Source organism: Butyrivibrio sp. MC2021 (assembly GCF_000621605.1).
Classification (GTDB): Bacteria; Bacillota; Clostridia; order Lachnospirales; family Lachnospiraceae; genus Butyrivibrio.
The window spans coordinates 1,201,819-1,226,587 of sequence record NZ_JHXX01000001.1 but is presented as its reverse complement, the minus strand read 5'-3'; the positions used below and the strand labels follow the sequence as shown (position 1 = coordinate 1,226,587).

25 protein-coding genes and 1 pseudogene are annotated in these 24,769 nt (G+C 40.0%); 23 read left to right on the top strand and 3 right to left on the bottom strand.

The genetic code is table 11. From position 1 onward, the window contains the following. Positions 1 to 58 precede the first annotated feature (58 nt). Positions 59 to 607 carry a hypothetical protein gene (locus tag T359_RS0105005; RefSeq protein WP_026516525.1) on the top strand — a complete coding sequence of 183 codons (549 nt, stop codon included), beginning with the start codon at positions 59 to 61 and terminating at the stop codon, positions 605 to 607. An 18-nt stretch (positions 608 to 625) separates the two neighbouring features. Then, positions 626 to 1,099: a Cys-tRNA(Pro) deacylase gene (gene ybaK / locus T359_RS0105000; protein WP_197027053.1), complete on the top strand. Its 474-nt coding sequence runs from the start codon at positions 626 to 628 to the stop codon at positions 1,097 to 1,099. Between the two features lie 53 nt (positions 1,100 to 1,152). Here the strand turns inward: ybaK and tnpA are convergent, their stop codons facing one another. After that, positions 1,153 to 1,611 (bottom strand): IS200/IS605 family transposase, encoded by a 459-nt coding sequence (gene tnpA, locus T359_RS19385; protein ID WP_051544953.1) that lies wholly within the window; start codon positions 1,609 to 1,611, stop codon positions 1,153 to 1,155. Between the two features lie 86 nt (positions 1,612 to 1,697). On the opposite strand from tnpA, the gene T359_RS19380 reads away from it, so the two are divergent. Further along, positions 1,698 to 3,122, top strand: a complete 1,425-nt coding sequence (locus T359_RS19380) for an RNA-guided endonuclease InsQ/TnpB family protein (RefSeq protein WP_242839044.1) — start codon at positions 1,698 to 1,700, stop codon at positions 3,120 to 3,122. Between the two features lie 133 nt (positions 3,123 to 3,255). On the opposite strand, the gene fucO is transcribed toward T359_RS19380, so the two are convergent. After that, the gene (gene fucO / locus T359_RS0104985) at positions 3,256 to 4,404 is read right to left on the bottom strand and encodes a lactaldehyde reductase (protein ID WP_026516523.1); all 1,149 of its coding nucleotides are present in this window, start codon (positions 4,402 to 4,404) and stop codon (positions 3,256 to 3,258) included. Between the two features lie 680 nt (positions 4,405 to 5,084). On the opposite strand from fucO, the gene T359_RS0104980 reads away from it, so the two are divergent. The 19 genes and pseudogenes from T359_RS0104980 (at position 5,085) to T359_RS21320 (ending at position 22,756) form a co-directional block, all read left to right on the top strand. Next, positions 5,085 to 5,804 (top strand): sugar transferase, encoded by a 720-nt coding sequence (locus tag T359_RS0104980; protein ID WP_330370138.1) that lies wholly within the window; start codon positions 5,085 to 5,087, stop codon positions 5,802 to 5,804. 150 nt (positions 5,805 to 5,954) lie between these two features. Next, on the top strand, positions 5,955 to 6,902 hold the full coding sequence (locus tag T359_RS0104975) for a UDP-glucuronic acid decarboxylase family protein (RefSeq protein ID WP_026516521.1): 948 nt from the start codon (positions 5,955 to 5,957) through the stop codon (positions 6,900 to 6,902). Positions 6,903 to 6,943: 41 nt separating this feature from the next. Further along, entirely contained in the window at positions 6,944 to 7,903 is a 960-nt protein-coding gene (locus tag T359_RS19375; RefSeq protein ID WP_051544949.1) for a radical SAM protein, read from the top strand. Next, positions 7,904 to 8,743: a glycosyltransferase gene (locus T359_RS0104965; protein WP_026516520.1), complete on the top strand. Its 840-nt coding sequence runs from the start codon at positions 7,904 to 7,906 to the stop codon at positions 8,741 to 8,743. Positions 8,744 to 8,789: 46 nt separating this feature from the next. Continuing rightward, positions 8,790 to 9,737 carry a glycosyltransferase family 8 protein gene (locus T359_RS0104960; protein ID WP_051544947.1) on the top strand — a complete coding sequence of 316 codons (948 nt, stop codon included), beginning with the start codon at positions 8,790 to 8,792 and terminating at the stop codon, positions 9,735 to 9,737. Between the two features lie 35 nt (positions 9,738 to 9,772). Continuing rightward, positions 9,773 to 10,573 carry a glycosyltransferase family 2 protein gene (locus T359_RS19370; protein WP_051544944.1) on the top strand — a complete coding sequence of 267 codons (801 nt, stop codon included), beginning with the start codon at positions 9,773 to 9,775 and terminating at the stop codon, positions 10,571 to 10,573. Between the two features lie 394 nt (positions 10,574 to 10,967). Continuing rightward, positions 10,968 to 11,750, top strand: a complete 783-nt coding sequence (locus T359_RS0104950; protein WP_155839994.1) for a hypothetical protein — start codon at positions 10,968 to 10,970, stop codon at positions 11,748 to 11,750. 46 nt (positions 11,751 to 11,796) lie between these two features. Further along, complete coding sequence (locus T359_RS0104945; protein ID WP_026516517.1) at positions 11,797 to 12,906, top strand: glycosyltransferase family 4 protein; 1,110 nt, start codon at positions 11,797 to 11,799, stop codon at positions 12,904 to 12,906. A gap of 158 nt (positions 12,907 to 13,064) precedes the next feature. After that, positions 13,065 to 13,919: a LicD family protein gene (locus T359_RS0104940; RefSeq protein WP_026516516.1), complete on the top strand. Its 855-nt coding sequence runs from the start codon at positions 13,065 to 13,067 to the stop codon at positions 13,917 to 13,919. 34 nt (positions 13,920 to 13,953) lie between these two features. Further along, complete coding sequence (locus T359_RS0104935; protein ID WP_026516515.1) at positions 13,954 to 15,408, top strand: oligosaccharide flippase family protein; 1,455 nt, start codon at positions 13,954 to 13,956, stop codon at positions 15,406 to 15,408. A gap of 121 nt (positions 15,409 to 15,529) precedes the next feature. Next, the gene (locus T359_RS0104930; RefSeq protein ID WP_026516514.1) at positions 15,530 to 15,853 is read left to right on the top strand and encodes a rhodanese-like domain-containing protein; all 324 of its coding nucleotides are present in this window, start codon (positions 15,530 to 15,532) and stop codon (positions 15,851 to 15,853) included. 25 nt (positions 15,854 to 15,878) lie between these two features. Then, a complete protein-coding gene (locus T359_RS0104925) occupies positions 15,879 to 16,313 on the top strand; it encodes a hypothetical protein (RefSeq protein WP_026516513.1) in 435 nt (144 codons plus the stop codon). 39 nt (positions 16,314 to 16,352) lie between these two features. Beyond that, positions 16,353 to 17,030: a TIGR00266 family protein gene (locus tag T359_RS0104920; RefSeq protein WP_026516512.1), complete on the top strand. Its 678-nt coding sequence runs from the start codon at positions 16,353 to 16,355 to the stop codon at positions 17,028 to 17,030. 133 nt (positions 17,031 to 17,163) lie between these two features. Beyond that, a pseudogene (locus T359_RS0104915) lies at positions 17,164 to 17,349 on the top strand (flavin reductase); the annotation flags it as partial. 214 nt (positions 17,350 to 17,563) lie between these two features. Beyond that, positions 17,564 to 19,447: an AAA family ATPase gene (locus T359_RS0104910; RefSeq protein ID WP_242839043.1), complete on the top strand. Its 1,884-nt coding sequence runs from the start codon at positions 17,564 to 17,566 to the stop codon at positions 19,445 to 19,447. Between the two features lie 82 nt (positions 19,448 to 19,529). Beyond that, a complete protein-coding gene (locus T359_RS0104905; protein ID WP_026516509.1) occupies positions 19,530 to 20,321 on the top strand; it encodes a DUF7402 domain-containing protein in 792 nt (263 codons plus the stop codon). A 76-nt stretch (positions 20,322 to 20,397) separates the two neighbouring features. Continuing rightward, the gene (locus T359_RS0104900) at positions 20,398 to 21,081 is read left to right on the top strand and encodes a DUF3990 domain-containing protein (protein ID WP_026516508.1); all 684 of its coding nucleotides are present in this window, start codon (positions 20,398 to 20,400) and stop codon (positions 21,079 to 21,081) included. Further along, positions 21,044 to 21,694: a helix-turn-helix domain-containing protein gene (locus T359_RS0104895; RefSeq protein WP_051544942.1), complete on the top strand. Its 651-nt coding sequence runs from the start codon at positions 21,044 to 21,046 to the stop codon at positions 21,692 to 21,694. The genes T359_RS0104900 and T359_RS0104895 overlap by 38 nt, the downstream gene beginning before the upstream one ends. A gap of 15 nt (positions 21,695 to 21,709) precedes the next feature. Next, positions 21,710 to 22,756 (top strand): N-acetylmuramoyl-L-alanine amidase family protein, encoded by a 1,047-nt coding sequence (locus T359_RS21320; RefSeq protein ID WP_026516506.1) that lies wholly within the window; start codon positions 21,710 to 21,712, stop codon positions 22,754 to 22,756. On the opposite strand, the gene T359_RS0104885 is transcribed toward T359_RS21320, so the two are convergent. Next, entirely contained in the window at positions 22,753 to 23,664 is a 912-nt protein-coding gene (locus tag T359_RS0104885) for an alpha/beta hydrolase (RefSeq protein ID WP_242839042.1), read from the bottom strand. The genes T359_RS21320 and T359_RS0104885 overlap by 4 nt on opposite strands. Before the next feature lie 131 nt (positions 23,665 to 23,795). Between T359_RS0104885 and T359_RS0104880 the strand changes: the two genes are divergently transcribed. Next, the gene (locus tag T359_RS0104880) at positions 23,796 to 24,734 is read left to right on the top strand and encodes a DMT family transporter (RefSeq protein WP_026516504.1); all 939 of its coding nucleotides are present in this window, start codon (positions 23,796 to 23,798) and stop codon (positions 24,732 to 24,734) included. Positions 24,735 to 24,769: the final 35 nt, after the last annotated feature.

Here is a 24,769-nt window from a genome sequence, read left to right as displayed (position 1 = left end):
ATATTGTTTATAATAATAAATGGATACAATATTTCGTATAGGGACATAGGAGGATGCCATGGAGAATAACAGTAACGAAAGAAAGTTTGGGCCTTTGTTTATAGCGCAGATTGTTATGCTGATTGCAGCCTTTGCAATTTCGGCGGTGGGATTTGTGCTGATTTTCAGTGGGAATATTCTGAGGACTGTTATTTATGCCTTTCAATGCCTTGGCTGCATCATGATCTTTGTTTTTGGCGTGCTGAGGATAAAAGCATCCGGCGCAAAGGTGATGAAGATAATTCTTTATGGCTATGCCCTTTTGGAGGCTGTCAGATGCGCAATCCTCAATACCACGGGAGTAGGCCCTGTGCCTGCGGCAATTGCGAGATTTGTTCTGGCACTTCTTGCCTGCAGCTGTATTCTTACAGCGGAGAGAATAGATGAAAAGGAGGGCTGGAAGGCAGCACTGATGATTCTGGCTCTTGAGATATTCTTGTACATTGTTTTTCTGGCAGGTTTCCCCGGCGTATTGCTTGGCCGGCTTAACAGGTTCATGCCAATAGTTGGCGTGCTGATGGCGGGAAGCATCCTGCTTAATCTTAAGCAGCATCAAATTACAGAATAAAAAAAGGATTTTTTGATAATGAAAAAGGAAGAAAAGACCAACGTCTGCCGTGTTCTTGACGGCAAGAAAATAAACTATGAAATTCACTCCTATAAGCCCGATGCCACTATGACCGGTGAGGAGATAGCGGGAATCCTTGGTGAGGACCCGGAGAAGGTTTTCAAGACCCTTGTGACTCAGGGAAAGTCCGGCAGCTACTACGTTTTTGCCATCCCTGTCAAGGAGGAGCTTGATCTTAAAAAGGCCGCCAAGGCAGCGGGGGAGAAGGCTGTCAGCATGATAAAGCAAAAGGAACTTTTGCCCCTTACAGGCTATGTTCACGGCGGCTGTTCGCCCATAGGCATGAAGAAGCAGTTTGTTACCTTTATCCATGAGACCGCCCCTTCCTATGAGCATGTTTTTGTCAGCGCCGGCAAGGTGGGCTTTCAGATAGAGCTCGCCCCTCAGGACCTCATTGCTGTGGCGGGCTGTAAAGTGGCTGACATAGTCTGATTTTATAATACCTCAGCGAGAAAACCCCTTCCGTCAGGTTGGGGATGAATCGCTTAGCGTTTTTGCTTTTTGTATTTCCCGGACTTCACATATTTTCTCTTGTGTTCCTCAGTTCGCTGCTCTTCAATGTACTTTTTGACAGTTTCCATGGAAACTGAGCCTGTGGTTGCGCAGAAATAGCTGGCGCTCCAGAAAGGCGAATCGCCCCACAAGTATTTTTCTATATGTTCCCGGTAGTATATGTGAACTTCCTTTGAGAGGTTGGATTTAAGGGAATTAATGAGTTTTACCGGAGCTACATCTGGTGACATTGAAACAAGAAGATGCATGTGATCTCCATCAGTCTCTGCTGAAAGAAGTTTGCAGTTCATCCTTCCACACAGGTAGGCGGCGTGGTTCTTCATGAAATCACCCAACTCATCAGTGATGACTTTTTTTCTATATTTTGTGACAAAAATGATATGATAGGTCAGCTGGTAAACTGAATGTGAACCTCTGTTGTATCCGTCCATAATAAAATCCCTAAAAACACCCCTTAAAAGAACATTTGTTTTGATATATACTTGAATGTGTGCTATAATACACAGTATAAACTTCTATGAAAGGAATGGCAACTGTGTATAGGACAAGGCAGTACAGGATCAACAGCACACATAATCTTTACAGCTATTGTCGTGATATCTGCGGTGCATCCGCAAGACTGTACAACAGGGCCAACTTCATTTTAAGGCAGTATTCATCAGCGGTTAAGGCAATGGATGAGTTCAAGCCTCTTTTTTCCAATCAGATGAAAGTACTAAGGCTTGTCAGAGCAACTCTCTCAGGCACCAAGTACCAGCCAAATGGTGCATGGATGACTTACGGATCCATGGACTATCTTCTTAAGGCTACAAGGGATAAGGCATACTATGGTCTCCCGTCACAGTCCAATCAACAGATACTTAAGCTCTTAATGAGAGACTACAAGTCTTTCTTTGAGGCATTGAAGGTATACGCTAAGAATCCCTCAGCTTTTACGGGAAGACCTAAACTTCCACGGTACGTAAAAGAAGGCAAAGGAAAAACCGTTATCCTTACCAACCAGATCTGCAGGATAAAAAATGATCTGTATCTCAGATTCCCCGGGACCAAGGAAATGCTCAGGCTTTCAAATGAACCTTTTTCCGGAACGCTTAAGGAAGTGCGCATCAAGCCATGTGGCAGGGATTTTGTGATAGATGTGGTAATGGATACAGAGATGAAGGGCATTGCACCAAGGGATGATTCTGCAATCTTGAAGGACCTAGCAGGAATGACAGATATTTCGGGAAAAAGAGTCATGGCAATAGATCCCGGAACTGACAACATCGCTGCTGTTGTTAATAATTTCTGTTCAAAGCCTTTTATAATAAAGGGCGGTGTCATCAAGTCCATCAATCAGTACTACAACAAAGAGATGGCAAGGCTGTCTGCCTGCGCAATGACCTGTAACAAGAGATACCGCACAAGGAGAATGAGTATACTCACTGAAAAAAGGAACAGGAGGATAAAAGATCAGTTCCACAAGATAAGCAGATGTATAGCAGACTATGCGAGGGATAATCGTGTAGATGTAGTGGTAATGGGCCACAATGTATTCCAGAAGCAGGAAGCAGATATGGGACATATGAATAACCAGAATTTTGTGCAGATACCAATGCTGATATTTGCAGATATGCTCAGATACAAGCTTGCTGAATATGGGATAGAGTTTGCCCTTACAGAAGAAAGCTATACTTCAAGGGCTGATTTTCTTGCAAAGGACGAATTGCCTGTATACTGTAAAGGAGATAGCACACCATACTCTTTTTCCGGAAAGAGGGTAAAGAGAGGCCTGTACAGGCACTACGATGGTACTATAACAAATGCAGACATAAATGGAGCTGCAAATATTTTAAGAAAAGTATTCCCAAAGGTGACCCAATGGGATAGGGGCATAGTGGACATGCCCTGTTCTGCAAGCTGCACAGAGCAGACTGCAGGTTCATGCCGCGAAGCGGCGTAACAGAAACCCTTTCCGACGCAGAGTCGGTGAGGGTAGTTCATCGGACTGCATTGTTACTTCCTTTAAAAAAAATAAAGTAACCGATAATCAATAGATTACCGATTACTTTACGATTATACATTATTGCAATATTTTATGCCATCAGCATTCTGAACATTTCAATAACCTGTTCCTTGGTGGCTTCTCTTGGGTTGCCGGGATAGCATGCATCGTTGAGAGCGTCTGTAGCCAGCTGGTCAAGGTCTTCTTCCTTGATCTTCTCAAGAGTCTTCGGAATTCCTACATCCTCAGAAAGCTTTTTAACTGCAGCGATAGCAGCATCTCTGTACTCGTTCTGGGACATGCTGTCGACACCTTCTACGCCCATTGCTCTTGCAACCTCGCGAAGTCTCTCACCGGTGTATTCGCGGTTGAACTCCATGGAGATCGGAAGGAACATAGCGCAGGCAACGCCGTGAGGTGTGTCATAGTGAGCTGAAAGAGTGTGAGCCATGGCGTGGTCGATTCCAAGACCTACATTGGAGAAGCCCATGCCTGCGATGTACTGGCCAAGAGCCATGCCTTCGCGGCCTTCCTTTTTATTCTCAACAGCGTCGCGAAGATTCTTGGAAATAAGGCGGATTGCCTCAAGATGGAACATATCTGTCATCTCCCAGGCTGCTCTTGTGGTGTAGCCCTCGATGGCGTGGGTAAGAGCGTCCATTCCGGTGGCTGCTGTGAGGCCCTTAGGCATTGAGGACATCATCTCAGGATCAACAACAGCAACTATTGGCATGTCGTGAGTATCTACGCAAACGAACTTTCTCTCTTTTTCCACGTCAGTGATAACGTAGTTGATGGTAACCTCTGCAGCGGTTCCGGCTGTTGTGGGAACTGCGATGATAGGAACGCAGGGGTTCTTGGTGGGAGCTACGCCCTCAAGGGAGCGAACATCCGCAAACTCAGGATTGGTGATGATGATACCGATGGCCTTGGAGGTGTCCATGGAGGATCCGCCGCCTACAGCCAGGATGCAGTCTGCGCCTGAAGCCTTGAAAGCTTCCACGCCGTGCTGTACGTTTTCTATTGTTGGATTGGGCTTGATATCGGAATAAACTTCAAAAGGAATTCCGGCCTTCTCCAAAAGATCAGTAACCTTGCCGGTTACGCCGAATTTGATAAGGTCAGGGTCAGAAGCCACAAAAGCCTTTTTGAATCCCCTGGAATTGATCTCGTTTACGATCTCGTTGATCGCACCGGCCCCATGATAAGATGTTCCGTTCAGTGAAATTCTGTTTGCCATTTTACCTTTTCCTCCGTTACATTTTGATTTGTTTTTTGCCTTGTTAACCGACATAAATACTGGATTATGCCGATTTACCTTCTGCCAATAATTATATCATCCGTGCCTGTATCAGGCTTTTGATTTTCCTATGAAAACAATGCAAAAACGACTGAGTTAAATCGAGAAAATGGATAAAAAAGACTGTACTATTGTGCACGGCCTTTTTTATGGCAAATGGCGTCAGTGAGTGAGCGGCTGGGGACAGCCCCCAGCCGCGGCCAGGACCGTGGAATTGCCGGGAAACCACATGGTTCCAGCAATCAGAACAGTAAACTGCTTGAAACTAGCTTGGTGCCTGACCCCGTTAGTAAACTGTGAACAGCAAAACCTGGGCTGGTCGGAACAGTTCACAATTTGATGATGGGGCTCAGGAACCGAGCGTAGGCAGAGGCAGCCAAAAGACCAAGGTAAGTACAGCAGATAAAGCGCAGATTTGATACAAAATCTACGCTTTATTCTATGAAAAAAACAATATTTAGTTTATAATTAATCATTATAGAGCGGGAGCGGCATTGCGTAATTTCACCCAAAAAAGTGTATAGAAAATTCTAAAAAAACACTAAAAGATGCATTAAATCTGCCGATATAATAATAAATACACAATATTGTGTGATAAAATTATCGTGTGAGGGTGAAAAATGCAGGCAGAATACGAAAAGATAGCATTAGATGAAACAGAATATGGTCAGCTGGTTTACATGCCGGAGGTAGGTTCTGAAAATACTGATGTTACTTCCGTAAAGATTAAGAAAAAGGTTGTTTATCAGGTCATAAAAAGAGTGTTCGACATAGTATCGTCACTGATCGGCCTTATCCTCCTATCGCCGTTGTTCCTGGTGGTGGCCATCCTGATAAAAAAAGAAGATGGCGGCCCGGTTATTTTCAAACAACAGCGAACAGGATATAACAACAAACCTTTTATGATGTACAAGTTCCGAACCATGTGTGAGAATGCACCGGAGATGCACAAGTTCTTGTTGGAACAGAACGAACTTGACGGACCTGCTTTCAAAATGAAGGATGATCCCCGAATCACACATATTGGGAAAATTCTTAGAAAAACCAGTATTGATGAGCTTCCGCAGCTCTTAAATATTTTAAAAGGTGAAATGTCTGTTGTTGGTCCGAGACCACTTCCTGTATATGAGACAGACCAGATGACACCTTTCCAGATGACAAGACATTTGGTTAAGCCCGGACTTACCTGCTACTGGCAGGTTATGGGACGCACCGAAGTCCCATTTGATGAATGGATGGAGCTTGATCAGAAGTATCTGGAAAAGAGGAGTATCGCGACAGACATTGGACTAATCATTATGACGTTTAGAGCGCTGACAGCAGGGGATGGCGCGTATTAAGTAACAAAAAAGGTATGGGAGAAAGTATTGGTAGCCCGAATATTATAGTTTCGGTATACGTTGGGGAGAAAAGCATAACATAACGCTATGAAAATATAGCTTCCCAATCATTAATTGGTTGGGAAGCTTTTGTATTGAAAGGGGCATGTCATGCAGCGAAAGCGCATTCTTGTTACCGGCGGTGCCGGATTTTTGGGTTCGCATCTTTGCGAAAAACTCCTTGACCAGGGAAATGATGTTATATGTGCAGATAATCTTTTTACTGGAAGTAAAGATAACATCAGGCATTTGATGGATAACAATTATTTTGAGTTCATCAGACATGATATTACGCAGCCTCTCTATGTAGAGGTAGATCAGATCTACAATCTGGCTTGTCCTGCAAGCCCTATCCACTATCAGCATGATCCTATAGCAACCGGAAAAACTTCTGTTATGGGAGCGTTGCATACATTGGGCTTGGCAAAAAGGTGTCATGCAAGGATTCTTCAGGCCAGTACCAGTGAAGTTTATGGTGATCCTGAGGTCCACCCACAGCCTGAAACCTATAGAGGTTGTGTTAATCCCATAGGACCAAGGTCTTGTTATGACGAAGGAAAAAGAATGGCTGAAACGCTGTTTTTTGACTATCACAGACAGCATGGTGTTGACATCAAGGTCATCAGGATATTTAACACCTATGGCCCCAGAATGAGCGCCTATGACGGAAGAGTGGTTTCCAATTTTATTGTTCAGGCGCTCAAAGGAGAAGACATCACTATTTATGGTGATGGAAAGCAGACCAGAAGCTTCTGCTATGTGGATGACCTCATTGATGGAATGGTAAAGATGATGGAAAGCCGTGACGGCTTTACCGGCCCTGTAAACATTGGTAATCCGGGCGAATTCACTATGTTAGAGCTTGCGGAATTGGTAATAAAGCTTGCCGGTTCTGACTCCAAGATAGTATTCAAACCACTTCCGCAGGATGATCCGATGCAGAGAAAACCGGTGATTGATTTAGCTAAGAAAGAATTGGATTGGGAGCCGAAAACGGAATTGGATGTTGGCCTTTTAAAAACTATTGAGTATTTCAGAGTATTGTTAAATATCTACTAATACCCAATTACTAATAAAACAAGAGGGAAAACTAATTGAGTATGGGTAAAAAGCCTTATATTTCTTTAATTCTAACAAAGCGGTGCAATGCTAAGTGTCAAATGTGCAATTGCCATTTGAATCCTACAAAGCCAGAGGATGAATTTTCACCTGCGTTAATCGATAAGCTTCCCAAAATGAAGAGTACAACATTGACAGGTGGTGAGCCATTTTTACGAAATGATATTGAAGAAGTATTAAAAAAGCTGCAAGGCAAAACTGACCGAATACTTATAAATACAAATGGATATTACACAGAAAGAATATGCGAAGTATGTGCAGAATTTCCAGGTGTTGGTGTAAGGATAAGCATAGATGGAAGTGAGAAAACGCATAATGAAATAAGAGGGGTACCTGATATTTATGATCATGCTATGGATACAATAGACAAGTTGATAAAAATACGGGGAAAACATGATTTAGGGATAGGTTTTTGTATTCAGGACAGAAATTATACGGAACTCATTCCGATGTTTGAATGGGCAGAAAATCATGGGTTAGAATTTGGGTTTTCAGTAGTTCAAAACTCATCATTTTTTAATAAGGCCGATAATGTAATTAATAATCAGGATAATATAGTTAATGAGTTGGAGAAACTCAAACGAGGATACTTAGAAACAAATAATCCGCGAAAATGGGCAAGAGCATACTTTACAGATGGGGCTATTAAGTATGTTTTAAATGTCAAAAAACCCTTAACATGCGATGCTGGCAGATCAAGCTTTTTTGTAAGTGCATATGGTGATGTTATGCCCTGCAACGATTTTCCGAAGGATATGATTATGGGAAATTTAAACAATATGTCATGGACTGAAATTATGAATTCTGATCAGGGAAAAAGCATTGTTAGAATGTGTGAAAAATGTAGCGCTAACTGTTGGTCAATTTGTAATATGGGTTCACAAATGCGCAGAAATATCTGCAAGATAGTGTTATGGATTGTTAGAAATAAGGTGCTCTAAATGGTTTTTGCTGACATAAAAATTGGAATGATATCAGTTTTATATAATCCGTCAGAAGATATGGTGAAAAGCATTTTTCTCAATGCTCGGGGGGCGGATAAGCTTGTTATTATAGATAATTCGGATTTTTCAAACAAAAAGCTGATTGATTCATTTAACTCGCAGAGTATTGATTTTGTTTATATACCAAATTATAGAAATGCGGGGTTGGCGAAGGCAATAAATATGGGGATGCAGATTATTTGCTCATTGAAAATGGATTGGTGCCTTATATTCGATCAAGATAGCAAAATCGCTAACAATATTCTTAGAGAATATAAGAATGTGATAGAAAAAAATAAAACAAAAAAGATAGGGATAATAGGACCACAACATATTTACGATAATAGAAAATTACTTCCCATTCATGGAACCAAAAAGAAAAGATGGCTTATGCTATCAGGAAACTTGATCAATGTTAATGCATATATAGCTATTGGTGGTTTTAATGAAGGATTTTTTTTAGATGGGTTAGATGTAGATTATGATTATCGTTTGATTGAACATGGATATTCCATCGTACAATGTTTGGGGGCAGCAATATATCATTGCCCTGGAAAAAGGAAGAGCATCAGTTTGGGGACTAGAAAGCTGTATTATGGAGTTGCTGAGCCTTTTAGATATTATCATCAGGCTAGAGCCGGGATATATAATGGCCTAATGCATTCAAAAAAATATGGAGTATTTGAGCTGGGGAGAAAATTGTTTAAAATCATTTTTCTGTTTGACGAAAAAAGAAAATATTTAAAATCATTTAAATCAGGTATATTAGATGGAATACATTGGTACTATGCTAAATAAGTATTTAGCGTTGCTGGAATCATAAGAAATAATACTGGGGGTTGGTTTGTATATTGCGTATGCTTCAGATGATAAATTTGTAGATGTAATGTGTGTTTCGATTATGTCATTTAATGACTATAATTCTGATGCAATTATTTTCATACTTGATTGTGGTATTACGCAGCAAAATAAACAAAAGATAGTGGAACTGTGTTCGGGTAGGAATATGGTTCTTTTTATTGATGCTCAAAATATTCTTAAGGGACTTCACTATAATTTAAACCTTGATAGAGGATCCATAGCTGCTTATGCAAGGCTTTTTATAGGTAGAATGTTGCCGGATTATGTAAATAAAGTTCTTTATTTAGATTGTGATACGTTAATAAAGAATTCGCTGAAAGAATTATTTGAAACGGATATAGCACCCTTTACTATTGGTGGGATAAAGGATGCTTTTAGTGTGTTAAATAAAAGAGTATTTGGCATAGCTAAGGGCGATACATTTATTAATTCTGGAGTACTATTGATTGACGTTTTTAAATGGAAAAACGAAAAAATAGAAGAACAGATATATCACTTGATAAGTAATCAAAATAAAATTTTCCAAGGCGATCAAGGAATTATTAACGCAATATTTCATGGTAAAGTATATGAACTTCCATTGAAATATAATGTTATGACCTATCTGTACGATTTTACATATGAAGAAATGATGTTTTATAGAAAGCCAGATAGTTACTTTTGTAAAAATGTCGTTGAGGATGCCACTTCAGATCCTGTAATAGTACATTTTTCTACGAGCTTTAAATCGGATCGACCCTGGAATGGTGGGGCGCTTAATCATCCATTTTATGATGAGTGGCTAAGGCGATATATGTTCTTTGGTGGCAAAAAAGAAAAAGAAAACAATAAAGCTACAGGAACTAACAATCTGGCAAAGTTGTTTGTGATAAGAGTGCTTCATGCATATATTAGGCCATTAATGCAAAAACGTATACGAATACAAATGTAATTATAATTGAAATGTCGGTATTGGGAACTCAACGTATGAATAATAGTGATCTTATTTCGATTATTACTGTTTCAAAGAATGCAGAAAAAACGATAGAAAAGACGATAGAATCCATTTTTTATCAGACATACGCGTGTTTTGAATACATAATAATAGATGGGGCGTCAACTGACGATACTTTACTAATTACAGAAAGATACAAAAAATTATTCGAGAAAAAAGGTATATCGTTTCGGGTGTTGTCTGAAGAAGATAACGGAATTTATGACGCAATGAATAAGGGTATAAAAATGGCTATAGGCGAGTGGGTCATTTTTATGAATGCTAATGATTGCTTTTATTCAAATACAACATTGCAGGAAGTGTTTGATAATTACTATGATGAGGGGGGTCAATGTATATATGGCGATACTGTTAATTGTTTGATTGATGTTAAGTACATAAAAAAGTCTTACCCTATAGATGTAATTTATTACAAGGCTCCGTTTATTCATCAAGCACTTTTTTGTAAAAAGGATATATTAGTCAAATACATGTTTGATACTAGGTATAAATATGCTGCAGAATATGATCAATTTTTAAGGATGTATTTGGATGGAGTAAGATTTAAACGAATAAAGCAAATCATTGCTTGTTTTGACATGAGTGGCGTTTCTCAAAATAATAGCAAAAAAATAGCTGAGGAATGGAAGGTAATACAGAAGAAAAATCATATCTACCATAGGAAATATTTGCGTCGAAAGATAAGAATGGTTGAACTATTGTTAAAGAAGAATCAATTATTTTATCGATTGTATTTAAGAACAAGGCAACGGAGAAATATTGGTGAGAATTAGATTTTCATTAAAAAAAATATATGTATATTTAGTTCTATTGTTAATTCTATATACCTCTGATTCTATATATACTTATGTATTCATTCAACTAGATCATGAGATTGAAATAATAGCAGATATATTGATGCTAATGTCGATGTTTTTTTTGTCTAAAGAAAAAATACTAATGATATTTGAATGTAATGGTTTTTTATCATCTATACTTTTATTAGTATCTTTATATAACCTAAAAAATACAGAGTATCTATATTTGATAGCCTTGCTCATTAGGTTTTTTGCTGTAAGCACTTTTATTGTATGGTGTTATGACCAAAAGATAGATTTCCTTTCATATTTGTGCACTATAGTTTTCTTTATGGCTATTTTTTATCTGTTCTGTTACGTGCTTTTCGACATGGGAGTATCTGGAGTAGAGCCCAAGATAGTTAAAGTCGCAGGGTTTAATGGATCGGTGGCTAAAAAATCCATATATGGTTGTTATTGCGGATTTTATTATAGATGGGATTTTACTAGACGAATGCTGGGATATAAAGTAATGGCATGCAATGGCTTTTTTAGAGAAGTTGGGGTGTACCAGATATATCTAAATTTCGCTATTTTTTGGTATATGTATATGGAAAAAGGCCATGAAAAGAGAGTTTTTTTTCTTATACTGGCTGTAATATCAACCTTTTCTGCTATGGGATTTCTTATTTTGGCATGTATGATAGCTGTAAAACTATTAAATAAATCCCAAAGAGGAGTTTTGTTTGGATTACTTTCTTTGGTTGTAATAACCATTATGATGTACGGAGTAATGAATGATAAAATTGTACATTATGCTCACGGTAGACAGAGTAATCTCAAGGCAGCAATATCGTGGCTTGAAAGAGGGTGGCCATGGGGGAATGGATATAGTAGAGATATTTTATCATGGTATGGATTGTTAAATTATGTTATTCACTTTGGAATAGTAGGATTTATCCCAATTGTGTTACTAATAATTGGGATTACTAAGGGGACATTTGGTAAAAATTGGAAGGCTGCAGTATCTTGCATAATATGGTGGGGATTATGTCTTATGAATGAGGCTGCAGGATATAGCATGTTTTTTTTAGTAATATATGTTTCGTGCTTTCTAAGATTATTTATGGGGATATCGTATGATGATATAAAGCACGAAAAATACAATGTATAGTAAAAATCTAGTGTCTAATTTTATTTGGGTGAATATTGAGGATTAAATGAAAATTGTTTTTTTAACACATTATTCTGCTCTATATGGTGCCAATTTGGCGTTGTTGTATTTGGCAACGGATTTAAAGCGGCAATTTGGTTGCGAGGTTATGATCATATGTCCAAACGATGGAGAAATTTTGAAAGAAGCTCAAAGCCTAGGAATAGAAGTTTATAATTTTTGGTTTATGCCATGGAGAGCTAGAAGGTGGAATGGAATCAAAAGGGTTTTAAGAACCATGTGGAATCCATTAAGTGTATTTATGATACAAAAAAAAATAAAGACATTTAATCCAGATATTATACATAATAATTCAAGTTTGGTTGATATAGGAGTTACAATTGCAACAAAGTTAAAAAAACCTTGTGTATGGCATTTGAGAGAGTTTGGAGAAAATGATTATAATTTAAAATATTTGAATTCAAAAAGTTACGTATCAAAAATGTATAGTAGAGCGGACTGTTTAATAGCGATTTCTAATGCGGTTAGAGAACATTATAATTATGATTTTCCAAGACTCAGAATAGAAATGATATATGATGGAATTCAAGAATTTAGTGTTATTAAGAAAAATCATTCATTAGTTAATTTCTGTTGTGTTGGGACGATGACAGAGGGAAAAGGCCAGTTTGATGTAATAAAAGCAACTGCTGAATTAGTAGAAAAATATGGCACACTATTTAAGGTATACTTATTTGGAGATGGGGAAAAAAAGTATAGTGAACAATTAAAAAAGTATGTTGTAGATCATGACTTAAACGACATTGTAGTATTCCGAGGATATGTATCTGACATACCCACGGAGTTGGAAACAATGGATGTAGGGATAATGTCATCTAAGTGCGAGGCTTTTGGCAGAGTAACAGTAGAATATATGTATGCGAAGATGGGAGTTATAGCTACAGACTCTGGGGCAAACAAAGAGATACTCGGAAATGAGGCTTTTTATTATAGGTATGGAGATTATTCAAAGCTCGCTTCGTTGATGAAATTTTTTATTATGGATAAAAATGAGGCAATGGAGAAAGGAAATAGGCTACATAAGATAGCGAATGAGAGATTTACTCAAACAAGTAATACAGAAAAAATATATGAGTTGTATACAAAGCTTATCTAGATTTTTTAGTTTGAATATTGTCATTATGGTAATGTATTCAGCTAGCAAACGAAAATGAAGATGGATTTTTTTGCTTACAACTATGCATATGTGGTCTATAAACAAATAAAAGATAAGCCCTGAGACTATGAGTAATATATTACAACGCGAGGTGTTATATGACTGAAATTCAAGAGGCTATACTAGAAATATATAAAGTTGTTAGGGACATATGCATTAAAAATGAGATTAATTACTTTGCTATAGGTGGAACATGCTTGGGGGCTGTAAGGCATGAAGGGTTTATTCCTTGGGACGATGATATGGACATTGCGGTTCCTATTGAGGATTTTTATCGTTTTAAGGAGATGTGTAAAAAAGAATTGCCATATTATTATGTGGTTTATGATTCTGATTTTGAAGTAATGTATCCAAACGTGTTCATAAAGATAGTAGATATAAGAACAACTGTTGTTGAACAGGGGTATCGTAATATTCCGGAATTGTTTGAAGGCGTTTATGTTGATGTAATGCCAATTGCTGGTGTGCCATGTGATACTAAAGAAAGAAAAAAGTATTTTAGAAAACTCAAATATAACATAAGTTTGAATAAGCTAAGAAGGGCGGGGCTTTTACTAAGTAAAAGTCCGCTGAAACGCGGTATAAAAAGGATTTTGAGAATAATTATAAAGATAAAGAATATAGATGCATTTACTAAAAGAATGTATGAAGCAATGGAGCAGAGGCCATTCTATGAATCACAGTATACTGGCTATACATGGGACCTGTATGATGGCAAGGCTCTATCTTTTCCAACAGATTGGTTCAAGGAGACAATTGAGTTACCTTTTGAAGATTCAAAAATGATTTGTCCCAAAGAATATGATAAATATTTATCTTATCAATTTGACAAATACATGGAACTACCACCTGAGGAAGAACGGGGGACGCGTCATGCATATTTTGTGGATTTGAAAAAATCGTACAAGCATTATCAGACCCATCCCGGAGACGTTTGTTTTGGCGAACCATAATTGATATTCGAATTCCCATAAGAGATATGAAATAATGATAAGAGACGTATTAGCTAAGTATAAATTGATGCCTGTGCAGATAAAAGCATCGTTTTTCTTTTTGCTATGTTCGTTTTTTCAAAAAGGAATTTCGATGATTACAACACCTATATTCACTCGTATAATGACAACAAGTGAATATGGGCAGTTTGGAGTGTTTAATTCCTGGTATGGCATTCTGTCTATTATTGTAGCTTTATCATTATCAGGAGGAATTCATGTACAAGGAATTGTAAAGTTTGAAGAAGAAAAAAATAGTTTTTCAAATGCTCTGATAGGTTTAACAACTGTTCTTTTGCTGGCTTGGTTCTTTATATATCAAGCTTTTAGGGCTTTTTGGAATAGTATTTTTTCATTAACCACCATTCACATAGTAATGATGTTTGTTATTATCTGGGCAAATGCAATTTTTTGTTTTTGGGCAAATGAACAGAGAGCTAAATATGCATATAAAGTTTTAGTAAGTGTAACACTTGTTTCAGCTTTACTTAGATCTATTATTGAAATTGGACTAGTCTTGGCATCAAAAGATAAGGCAACGGCAAGAATCATAGGATGGGCGATTGCTGATTTTTTGTCATTTGGCTGGATTATTATTGCTAAGCTAAAGGAAGGAACCTCTTTTTTCTCAAAAAAATATTGGTTATATGCGATATCATATAACCTGCCTTTGATTCCGCATTATTTGTCTCAGACAGTTTTAAATAGTGCGGATAGAATAATGATACAGAAAATGGAAGGAGATAGCCAAGCTGGTATTTACAACCTCGCCTACTCTGTATCATTGATTATGACAATGTTTAATAATGCGCTTATGCAGACAATTAATCCCTGGATGTATAAGAAGATTAAAGAAAACAAGGGAAAAGAAATTGGGCCCATAGCATATTCAACGCTAATTTTTGTCGCTTCGGTAAATATAGTTCTTATGATTTTTGCACCGGAGATAATAGCTGTATTTGCACCAAGTTCATATCATGAGGCTGTCTTGGTTATTCCTCCAATTGCTATGAGTGTATATTTTATGTATTCATATGACTTATTTGCTAAATTTGCATTCTATTATGAAAAAACTACGGCAATAGCGGTTGCCAGTACAGTAGGGGCAATACTAAATATTTTTCTGAATTATATATTTGTGCAAAAATATGGATATTTGGCTGCTGGATATACTACTCTTGCTTGTTATATTGTTTATGCTATTTCACATTACATAATAATGCTGAAAACGTGTAAAGATTATTGTAATGGTAATTACCCTTATGATATCAAAAGGATCCTTGCTATAACAATAACATTTATAATATTGGGATTTGTAATATTAGCTAGTTATAAGAATGTGATTATTAGGTTAAGCTTGATAGGGATATTAGCAATAGTGCTAATAACAATGAAAAAAAGGATAATACAAACTTTATCTAAAATAATTAAATTAAAAAGTGGGGTCTGACCCCAATCTGCCTCAAAGCCAGTAAACAGCAGCACTTTCGCACGACACACATAAAAACATTGCATGCAATTCTTCAATAAATAGGTTCCATCAACCATCACAAAAGAGGAAAAGAACCTTTATGACCTTCCTTAACATTTTCAAATCAACCAACATCAACGATGAACTAGTAAAATACCGCTCCCTCCCTGACGCAATCCTTCTCGATGTCCGCACCAAGGAAGAATACGCAGAAGGTTACATCCCGGGCAGCATCAATATCCCATTAGATGATATTCTAGAAGTTGAGAACATCGTTCCGGATCACGACAAGCAGATTTTTGTTTATTGCCTGAGGGGGACAAGAAGTAAGAAGGCAGTCAGCAAGATGAAGATGTTGGGTTACAAGAATGCTGTGAGCATCGGTGGCATAGCAAGTTACAAGGGACCTTTAGGGAAGAAATAATAAGTAAAACGGAGTATATAACAAGGTGAAGAAAAAGAGTGATGAAGAACTATTGATTGAGATGGGCTATGTTATAAGATGCCTGGATGTTTTTGATGGTAGTGTTATGTTTCGGGGGAATAAAGGAGTGTTCAATCGAAACAAGGATGTGATAAGGCTTGAGGAAACTTATACTTTATCAGGCGCCAAGAGAGCGTTGGCCAATTTTAACAAAAAGAACACTTCGGATAATGTTTTTTACTCTATTGAAAAGTTAAGCAGCTGTTATTTTTCAGAAGATACGATTAAGTCTCCGGACAAGAATACCGCTGTCACGGATGCGATAGAAAGAATAGATCATTGTTTTAAACGTTTGGATGAACTGATCGAAGGAAATGATTTCCACAATGGCGATAAAATGCGGATAAACGAGGTAAAGAAGTCATTAAAACAGATAAAGAGATTTCTTTTTGAAATATAGTGTAAGTGCGGAACAATGTGATTAAGGAGGTAAAAAGTCATGCAATACCAGATAAGCAGTCAACCGTTTACAGTGCTTTCTCTTCGCATGGAGCAGGGAGAAGCTATTAAGTGCCAGAGCGGTGCTATGGCGTGGATGTCCAGAGGAATCAGGATGGAGACCAAGACCGGAGGACTTGGAGGAATTTTTAAGAAGGCTCTGGTGGGTGAGTCAATTGCACTTAACCACTATATTGCTGAGCAGGCAGGTGAGCTGACACTGGCAAAGCATTCTCCCGGCGATATTATCGCTTTTAACGTTGGAGCAATGCCTATTATTGCACAGAAGACATCCTTCCTTGCATCCGATGAGAGTGTAGACATGGATATTTTCCTGCAGCACAGAGCCGGCGCAGGCTTCTTTGGCGGCGAAGGATTTTTGATGCAGAAGTTTTCCGGACAGGGCTATGTATTTCTTGAGATAGACGGAGCGGTGCAGGAGAGGACTCTTGCTGCCGGTGAACAGATGGTTATAGACAGTGGCTACGTAGCAGCAATGGAAGCCAGCTGCAGTATGCAGATCGAAACTGTAAAGGGGCTTGCCAATGTGGTCCTTGGCGGAGAAGGTCTGTTTAACACAGTTGTTACAGGCCCCGGTAAGATATGGCTTCAGACCATGCCTATCAATGCCCTTGCCATGAATCTGTATCAGTATATGCCTCATCCAAGCAGTCATTGACGATATATGGTTATTTTTCATGGCTCAAACATAATAGTTGACAATGTTGTGGTCTACTACACAGCAAAAGGTAAGCTAAAGAAGTATTAAAAACATGAATGAACTCATAAGAAGGAGGACCCCTTTGTCAGAGATGAACACGAAAGCAATGTACAAGTTATCCTACGGCCTTTTTGTCTGCACCGCGGCCTTTGGAGACAAGAAAAATGGCTGCATCATCAACACTGCGATCCAGGTTGCATCGGATCCCAACACCATCTCAATTGCTGTAAACAAGGCCAACTACACCCACGACATGATAAAAGAGGCCGGGCGCTGCACTGAAACGGGAAAACAATGCGGATGCGGTGACAGGAGTGGTGGATGAGTGAGGTTATCGCCAAGGCTATCCACGAGGCTCTTTCCAAGAAATAAGGTGAAATTGCAATTTTACAATGGAAAAAATAGCAATATAATGCTATATTTATATCAGATAAATAGCAATATATTGCTATTTTCTTGCATCAAATTGCAATTATGACGGAGAGATTGATATGGCCAATGAGAGAATTGATCAATTAAAGAAAAAAAAGACTCAGCGAAAGCTTACATATGAAGCCATCGCAAGCATGTCAGGGCTTCCGCTCAGCACAGTTCAGAAGGTAATCGGGGGAAAAATTGCATCCCCGCGGATAGAGACTATTGAGGCACTTGAGAGAGTTCTTATGGATGGCAGCAATGGGAATACAATCGGGCATCCGGAAATATCCATAGGAAATCAGGACTTTGCAGCCATAATAGAGAACGGTTTTTTCTATATCGATAAGACTCTGTTTATCAGGAAATGGTGGGAAAGTGCTGATGTGGTAACTCTTATCACCAGACCGAGAAGATTTGGCAAGACACTTAACATGAGCATGCTGGATTACTTTTTTTCCAACAAACATGAGAACAGCGCAGAGCTCTTTTACAAGCTTAATATTTGGAATGTTAGTAACTATCGAAGCCTCCAGGGGCAGTTCCCGGTGCTTTTTATCAGTTTTGCCTCAGTGAAGGGAACTGACTATGAGACTGCCAGGCAACAGATCATACAGGAAATAGTCTCTCTGTATCGCAATAACGATAACCTTATAAGTGCAGATTTTGTTACGGACATGGACAGGCAGTTCTGGAATATGGTCGGTTACGATATGAACGACGCAACAGCTGCTTCTTCGATTAAGTTCCTCTGCGAACTTATGAGTAAATACTACGGAAGGAAAGTGCTCATTTTTCTTGATGAATATGATACGCCTATTCACGAGGCTTACGCAGACGGCTTCTGGGATAAGATGACCGGTTTCATCAGGAATCTTTTCAACGCCACATTTAAGACCAATAGGTATCTGGAAAGGGCGATTCTTACCGGAATTACCAGAATCAGCAAGGAATCAATTTTCTCGGATCTTAATAATCTCAAGGTTGATACTCTGACCGGAGCTAAATATGATACGGATTTTGGTTTCACGGAAGCTGAGGTAAAAGAGGCTCTTTCGGTATATGGCCGGATGGACAGATTTGCCGATGTAAAAGAGTGGTACGATGGCTTCAGAATCGGCTCTGCATCGGAGATCTATAATCCATGGTCTGTGACACAGTACCTTGATGTGGGGGTACTTGACAATTACTGGGCCAACACAAGTGAGAATTCCATAGTGGAGAAGCTCATCAGGCAAGGCAGCGTTGATGTGAAAAAAGCTATGGAAAGCCTTTTAAACGGCGAAGCAGTGCCGGCACTTATTGATGATGAGATAGTGCTTAACCTCATAGACAGGAATGAATCGGGAATCTTCAGCCTTCTTTTGGCGGCAGGCTATCTAAAGGCGGAAAAACCCTTGGAGGAAAGCCTCGGGGTTCGTAAAAAAATGCTGGTTTCCCTCACCAATCTTGAGGTAAGGCATACCTTTGAGGATATGATCAAAAGGTGGTTTGAGGGTGACGATATCAGATACAATGATTTTATCAAGGCGCTTCTTCAGAATGATGTTAAGTACATGAACTACTATATGAATGACGTTGCGCTTAACACTTTTTCAAGCTTTGACACCGGAAACAGGCCATCAGACATGACACAGCCGGAGAGGTTCTACCACGGATTTGTATTGGGGCTTATTGTGGAACTGGCTTCTGAGTATTATATAACTTCCAACAGGGAGAGCGGCTTTGGAAGATATGATGTCTGCCTGGAACCTAAGAAGGCGGGGGCACCTGCTTATGTCCTTGAGTTTAAAGTGCATGATCCTGATGATGAGGCAACTCTTGATGATACTGTTAAAAAGGCTTTGGAACAGATAAAAGAGAAAAAATATGACGCCCAGCTGCTTAAAAGAGGAATAGACAAGAAGAACATTCATCACTATGGATTTGCCTTTGAAGGTAAAAAAGTAAAGATCGGATAAAGAATAGCCGTCTGAAAAGTGGTGACAGTGAAGTGCCGGTGGCTGAGGTGTTCAGGTATTAAAAAAGATGCGAGGATGAATCATGAAAATTTCAGTTTATAACGATTGGGACCATATCCCCAAGGCAGAGGCAGCAGGCGCAGAAGAAGCAGTCCTTGCCTGGGACGGAGAATACAGAAAAGGCGACATCATCGAATTTTCGGGGCTGACACCGGATGCTTTCTATGTGGCCAAGGTGGACGCCGCAGTGGATGAGGCCTTCGTATATATCACGCATGAGACGGTTCTGTTCACAGTGCCTTTTTATGAGAAAAAAACGAGCTACAACCCGCTGGCATTCTTCGGTAACCGCCACGTTGTCACCATCAGGAAGGCCCATGACTTCGAGATAAATTCATACAGAAATCTGGCACTCAATCCCTTCGACCAGCACGAAGTAAGCGGAGTATATCCACATGCCAGCGCCAATGTGGAGACCAGAGGAGAAGCGGTCTTTGCTGCAAGAAATGCCATCGACGGCTGCATCGCAACCCTTTCCCACGGCGAGTGGCCCTATGAGTCCTGGGGCATCAACAGGCAGGACGATGCGGAGTTTACTTTGGACTTCGGAAGACCCGTGAGCTTTGATGAGATCAGGCTGTACACCAGAGCGGATTTTCCGCATGACAATTGGTGGGTAGAGGCTACCTTCACTTTCTCCGATGGCACGAGCGAAACTGTCCATATGGATAGAAAGGTCGCTGAGCCGCACGTGTTCAAGATTTCCAGAGAAAGCATAACCCGGCTGAAACTGGGGAATCTCATCAAAGCAGATGACCCAAGCCCGTTCCCTGCACTGACTCAGATAGAAGTGTACGGACAAAACAGCATCTGAGCGTTAGTCATACATTGACGATATACTTCTGTGGAAGTATAATTATTATACTTCCACAGAAGTATAGGGGTGATATATGGTTATTTTTCATGGCTCAAACATAATAGTTGACAAGCCTTCATATGGCGTAGGCAGACCGGATAACGACTATGGCAGTGGCTTTTATTGCACAGAAGATATAGAGCTTGCCGGGGAATGGGCTGCAACCGGCATTGCAGGAGGCTTTGTAAATGAATATGAATTAGATACCGACTCTTTGAATATAATTTATCTTAACAATGGTGATTACCATATTCTCAACTGGCTTGCGCTTTTAATGAATAATCGCGTAGTCAGAGTAACCAGTCCGGTGGAGAAACGTGGACTAGAATATGTCATTACACATTTTCTTCCTGATATAGAAAACGCCGATGTGATCGTAGGCTATCGTGCGGATGATTCTTACTTTTCTTTTTCCAGAGCTTTTCTAAGTAATTCCATAACCTTGCAACAGCTATCTCATGCCATGAAATACGGTGACTTGGGATTGCAGGTTATGCTCAGAAGTAAAAGCGCTTTTTCATCTATCAGTTTCACTTGTTCATATCCGGTGGATGGTAATGAGTATTATCCAAAACGAATGGCCAGGGATCGTGCGGCGAGAACTGCATTCCAGGAACTATTGGAAAAAGAGGACAGAACCGGATTATATCTGAGTGATATCATGAGAAAGGAGATAATCGATGATGACTCCGGCATATTCAAGATTATATCTGGATGATGCAATGCATAACCTTGGTGAACTTACGGAGTATACTGCGCTTGTGACTCCTGAGATCACTTTGGATGAATTGTTTAAGATGTTTACTATAAGTGGCTTGGCTGCAAGGTTTGAAAAAGGTGATCCTGCAGTGGTCAGTGGGATGTCAGGAACCGAGCTCCACCACAGAATAATGGAAAAATGTTATGGAGAATATAGGAAGTGGCCGCCGGCCCTTGTCAAATATGATACCGAGGCGGAGTACTGGTATGGTTACATTCTGGCCTATGTTCAGTGGGAGAAGAGCTGCCGATTTTCTGATATACTTAATAAGGTATCTTTTTCTGATCTGGAAGTGCTTTATCCTGCTTTTCATACAGTATCAGAGCACAGGGCATTTATTGAGATTGAGAACCGAATGAATTATGGCAGTTCTCAGGTTGCAAGGATTCAGGAATATCGTAAACGTTTGTGCCTTTCTCAGAGAGAACTTGCTGAGGATTCCGGCGTTAACGTTAGGACTTTGCAGCAATATGAGATAAGAGATAAGGATATTAACAAGGCTTCGTTCGAAAAGATAATTGCTTTAGCAAAGGCGCTAAAGTGCCGGCCTGAAGATATAATGGAATTATGATTTAAAGGGGGCATTATGAAAAAAGTATTGTCTTATATTTTAGTATTTCTTGCTGCATTTGCAGTCTGTTTTCATGGAACAACAATTGAAGCGGCAGCAGCCAGAAATGTGGTGGTTGTCATAGATCCGGGCCATGGAGGCACGGGAGACAGGAATCTGGGAGCCCAGTACAACGGTTTATCTGAGAAGGAGCTGACCTTAAGGCTGGCCAATGCCCTGAAGGCAGAGCTGGAAAAATATGATGGGATCACAGTTTACACCACAAGAACCACGGACACTGTGGTGTCTCTCGAGGACAGGGCAGAGTTTGCCAAGAGCGTAGGTGCAGACTTTGTTTTCAGCATTCATTTCAATGCATCCTCAGGCCATGAGTTCTATGGCTCGGAGGTCTGGACATCAACTTTCGGAGATTATTATGTGGCCGGCTGTAATTTTGGAAACATTGTAGAGGCCCAGTGGAGCGAGCTTGGGCTTTATCAGAAGGGGGTAAAAACAAGGATTGGATCTTCCGGTTCAGACTACTACGGAATCATCAGACAGTGCGCTGCAAGGAGCATGCCCTGTGTAATCCTGGAACATGCTTATCTTGATCATGTATATGACACTTCTCTTATAAAAAGTGCGGACTTTGTTAACAAGCTTGCTGTGGCAGATGCAACAGCCATTGCCAAGTATTACAAACTCAGATCCTCCAAGACCGGGGCCGACTATTCCTCTTTTTCCTATGCATCTGTGAAAAAGCCCGGAAAAGTTCTGTATCAGGATGAGACAGGCCCTGATACCTGCGACATCAAGGTTCTTGGTTATGACACCCCCAGCGGAAACGTTCTTGTGGAGATGACCACCTCGGATAAGCAGAGTCCTGTAATATACTTCAGCTACAGCTATGACGGCGGCAAGACCTTCTGCCCGCTGCAGATGTGGGACAGAACCAAGGCCACCCAGTCCTTTAATGTGAAGGTGCCCGGCGGAACCACCAATCCGGTGATTGTCTGCAGGACCTACAACAATTACGAGAAGGGCGCCCAGAGTAATCCGGTACAGGTGACCGCAGGCTTTTAAGCTGCAACTTCCATGTACTTTACTTTGTACAGGAAATTCCTGACTATTTTTTCATAGCGTTCTTCATCAGCCAGGATGTTTCGGGTGTGATCCGCGCCTTCAAATATGTGGATTTCGGAATAGCCTTTAGTTGCATTTTGAAGTGCCATTGTATCATCTACAGGGACAACGCAGTCGCTGTCGCCCTGAATAAAGCATATAGGAACTGTATTGCCCTTAAGGCTGTCTTTTGTAAAAATCGTTTTATAAGAGAATCCGAACATAAACTTAAAAAAGATTACTGCCGGATCAAAAAGCTGAGGTGATACATGTGCCATCTGCTGGGCAAGCTTGCAAAGGAGTGAATAAAGTGAGTTATAGCAGCTGTCAGCGATAACAAAAGAGATATGAGGATGATACTTCAGAGCGGTAAGAGCGGTTACGCCCCCAAGGCACTCACCGTGAACGCCGATCTTGATATCATCTCCGTAGCGATTAACAGTATCATCGATTACACTGAGAAGATCCTTGCTCTCCTTGATTCCCCAGGTTGATGGAGTTTTTTTGTTTTCACCATGGCCACGAAGATCAAAGAGAATACCGTTATATCCCATTTTTCTGAATATGTTAAAGTATTTAACTCCTCCGATCCTGCAATAAGTTGATGAATGAACCAGGATGACGAATTTTTTTGAAGGAGTGGCTGCAGGAATGTAGGTTGTGCTAAGCTCATAACCATCAAAAGATTTTATGGTGTATTCTTCACATTTCCATTTCTTGTAACCATCAAGAAAATGTCTGCGGTTTTCTTTAAAATATGCAACGTGTGGATCGATACACTTAACAAGACCCATGGATCTTGCAAATATTGCGCAGAGTAAAAGGTATATAGCTAAAAAGATTGCTATATTTAATAATATAATTTCCATATAACACTACTTCCTTTGAAACTTTATTTCCTCTAAAACTTATTTATTTACCGACAAAGTATAATACCACTAATTTTAAAAAATGCAAATTAATATTCACAATTTTGATGTTTAATATATTTGAGGTGAACATGGATAACGCTAAAACCAAGAGCCCCTGGACCTACCTTTCCATAGTATTTCTGACAGCGCTGTTTTGCTGCGTATTGTGGGGGAGTGCATCCCCGGCGATCAAGATAGCATACGAACTTTTCAGGATCCCTGCGGATGATACCGCCTCCAGACTGATGCTGGCGGGAGCGAGATTTGTCCTGGCGGGAGTTATGACCATTGCCTTCGGTTCGGCGCTGGCCAAAAAGCTCCTTATTCCAAAGCCGGAATCCATAAAGAGCATTGCGGTGCTGGCGCTGTTTCAGACCATAGGCCAGTACTTTTTCTTTTTTATGTCCCTGGCCCACACATCGGGAGTAAGAGGCTCCATCATCAACGCCTCCGGTAATTTCCTGGCTCCCCTCTTCGCCATTTTTATCTTCAGGCTGGAGAAGCCCTCGGTAAAAAAGCTTTTGGGCTGCCTTGTGGGATTTATCGGAATCATCCTCTTTCTAGGGGGCGGAGCTGCCTTGACGGAAGGAACCATGACCCTTCAGGGGGAGGGAGCAATGCTTATGGCAGCGCTGTTTTATGCGGCGTCCGGATGCAGCATCAAGATCTTTTCCAAAAGTGAGAATCCCGTTGTCCTCAGCGGCTATCAGTTTGCATTGGGAGGCGCGGTGCTTCTTTTAATCGGACTTATTACCGGCGGAAGTCTACATTTTTACAGCGTAGGCTGCGTCTGGAACCTTTTGTATATGGGATTTATCTCCGCAGGAGCCTATACCCTCTGGGGAGTGCTCCTTAAGTACAATCCCGTCAGCAGAGTATCGGTCTTTGGCTTTATCAATCCCATAATGGGAGTCCTCTTATCCGCTCTTTTTCTGGGAGAGCAGACCGAGGCCTTTAGCGTTGTAAGCGCGGTATCCTTGTTTCTTGTGTCCGCCGGAATCATAATCGTTAATAGAAAGAATAACTGATAATTAAATCACATTTTCGTCGGCTAAAATGCGTT

What these genes read in the sequence shown, in the direction of transcription:
- T359_RS0105005 (WP_026516525.1), top strand. Translation starts at nt 59, where the DNA reads ATGGAGAATAACAGTAACGAAAGAAAGTTTGGGCCTTTGTTTATAGCG.
- ybaK (WP_197027053.1), top strand. Translation starts at nt 626, where the DNA reads ATGAAAAAGGAAGAAAAGACCAACGTCTGCCGTGTTCTTGACGGCAAG.
- tnpA (WP_051544953.1), bottom strand. Translation starts at nt 1,611, where the DNA reads ATGGACGGATACAACAGAGGTTCACATTCAGTTTACCAGCTGACCTAT.
- T359_RS19380 (WP_242839044.1), top strand. Translation starts at nt 1,698, where the DNA reads ATGAAAGGAATGGCAACTGTGTATAGGACAAGGCAGTACAGGATCAAC.
- fucO (WP_026516523.1), bottom strand. Translation starts at nt 4,404, where the DNA reads ATGGCAAACAGAATTTCACTGAACGGAACATCTTATCATGGGGCCGGT.
- T359_RS0104980 (WP_330370138.1), top strand. Translation starts at nt 5,085, where the DNA reads ATGCAGGCAGAATACGAAAAGATAGCATTAGATGAAACAGAATATGGT.
- T359_RS0104975 (WP_026516521.1), top strand. Translation starts at nt 5,955, where the DNA reads ATGCAGCGAAAGCGCATTCTTGTTACCGGCGGTGCCGGATTTTTGGGT.
- T359_RS19375 (WP_051544949.1), top strand. Translation starts at nt 6,944, where the DNA reads ATGGGTAAAAAGCCTTATATTTCTTTAATTCTAACAAAGCGGTGCAAT.
- T359_RS0104965 (WP_026516520.1), top strand. Translation starts at nt 7,904, where the DNA reads ATGGTTTTTGCTGACATAAAAATTGGAATGATATCAGTTTTATATAAT.
- T359_RS19370 (WP_051544944.1), top strand. Translation starts at nt 9,773, where the DNA reads ATGAATAATAGTGATCTTATTTCGATTATTACTGTTTCAAAGAATGCA.
- T359_RS0104950 (WP_155839994.1), top strand. Translation starts at nt 10,968, where the DNA reads ATGGGAGTATCTGGAGTAGAGCCCAAGATAGTTAAAGTCGCAGGGTTT.
- T359_RS0104945 (WP_026516517.1), top strand. Translation starts at nt 11,797, where the DNA reads ATGAAAATTGTTTTTTTAACACATTATTCTGCTCTATATGGTGCCAAT.
- T359_RS0104940 (WP_026516516.1), top strand. Translation starts at nt 13,065, where the DNA reads ATGACTGAAATTCAAGAGGCTATACTAGAAATATATAAAGTTGTTAGG.
- T359_RS0104935 (WP_026516515.1), top strand. Translation starts at nt 13,954, where the DNA reads ATGATAAGAGACGTATTAGCTAAGTATAAATTGATGCCTGTGCAGATA.
- T359_RS0104930 (WP_026516514.1), top strand. Translation starts at nt 15,530, where the DNA reads ATGACCTTCCTTAACATTTTCAAATCAACCAACATCAACGATGAACTA.
- T359_RS0104920 (WP_026516512.1), top strand. Translation starts at nt 16,353, where the DNA reads ATGCAATACCAGATAAGCAGTCAACCGTTTACAGTGCTTTCTCTTCGC.
- T359_RS0104910 (WP_242839043.1), top strand. Translation starts at nt 17,564, where the DNA reads ATGGCCAATGAGAGAATTGATCAATTAAAGAAAAAAAAGACTCAGCGA.
- T359_RS0104905 (WP_026516509.1), top strand. Translation starts at nt 19,530, where the DNA reads ATGAAAATTTCAGTTTATAACGATTGGGACCATATCCCCAAGGCAGAG.
- T359_RS0104900 (WP_026516508.1), top strand. Translation starts at nt 20,398, where the DNA reads ATGGTTATTTTTCATGGCTCAAACATAATAGTTGACAAGCCTTCATAT.
- T359_RS0104895 (WP_051544942.1), top strand. Translation starts at nt 21,044, where the DNA reads ATGATGACTCCGGCATATTCAAGATTATATCTGGATGATGCAATGCAT.
- T359_RS21320 (WP_026516506.1), top strand. Translation starts at nt 21,710, where the DNA reads ATGAAAAAAGTATTGTCTTATATTTTAGTATTTCTTGCTGCATTTGCA.
- T359_RS0104885 (WP_242839042.1), bottom strand. Translation starts at nt 23,664, where the DNA reads ATGGAAATTATATTATTAAATATAGCAATCTTTTTAGCTATATACCTT.
- T359_RS0104880 (WP_026516504.1), top strand. Translation starts at nt 23,796, where the DNA reads ATGGATAACGCTAAAACCAAGAGCCCCTGGACCTACCTTTCCATAGTA.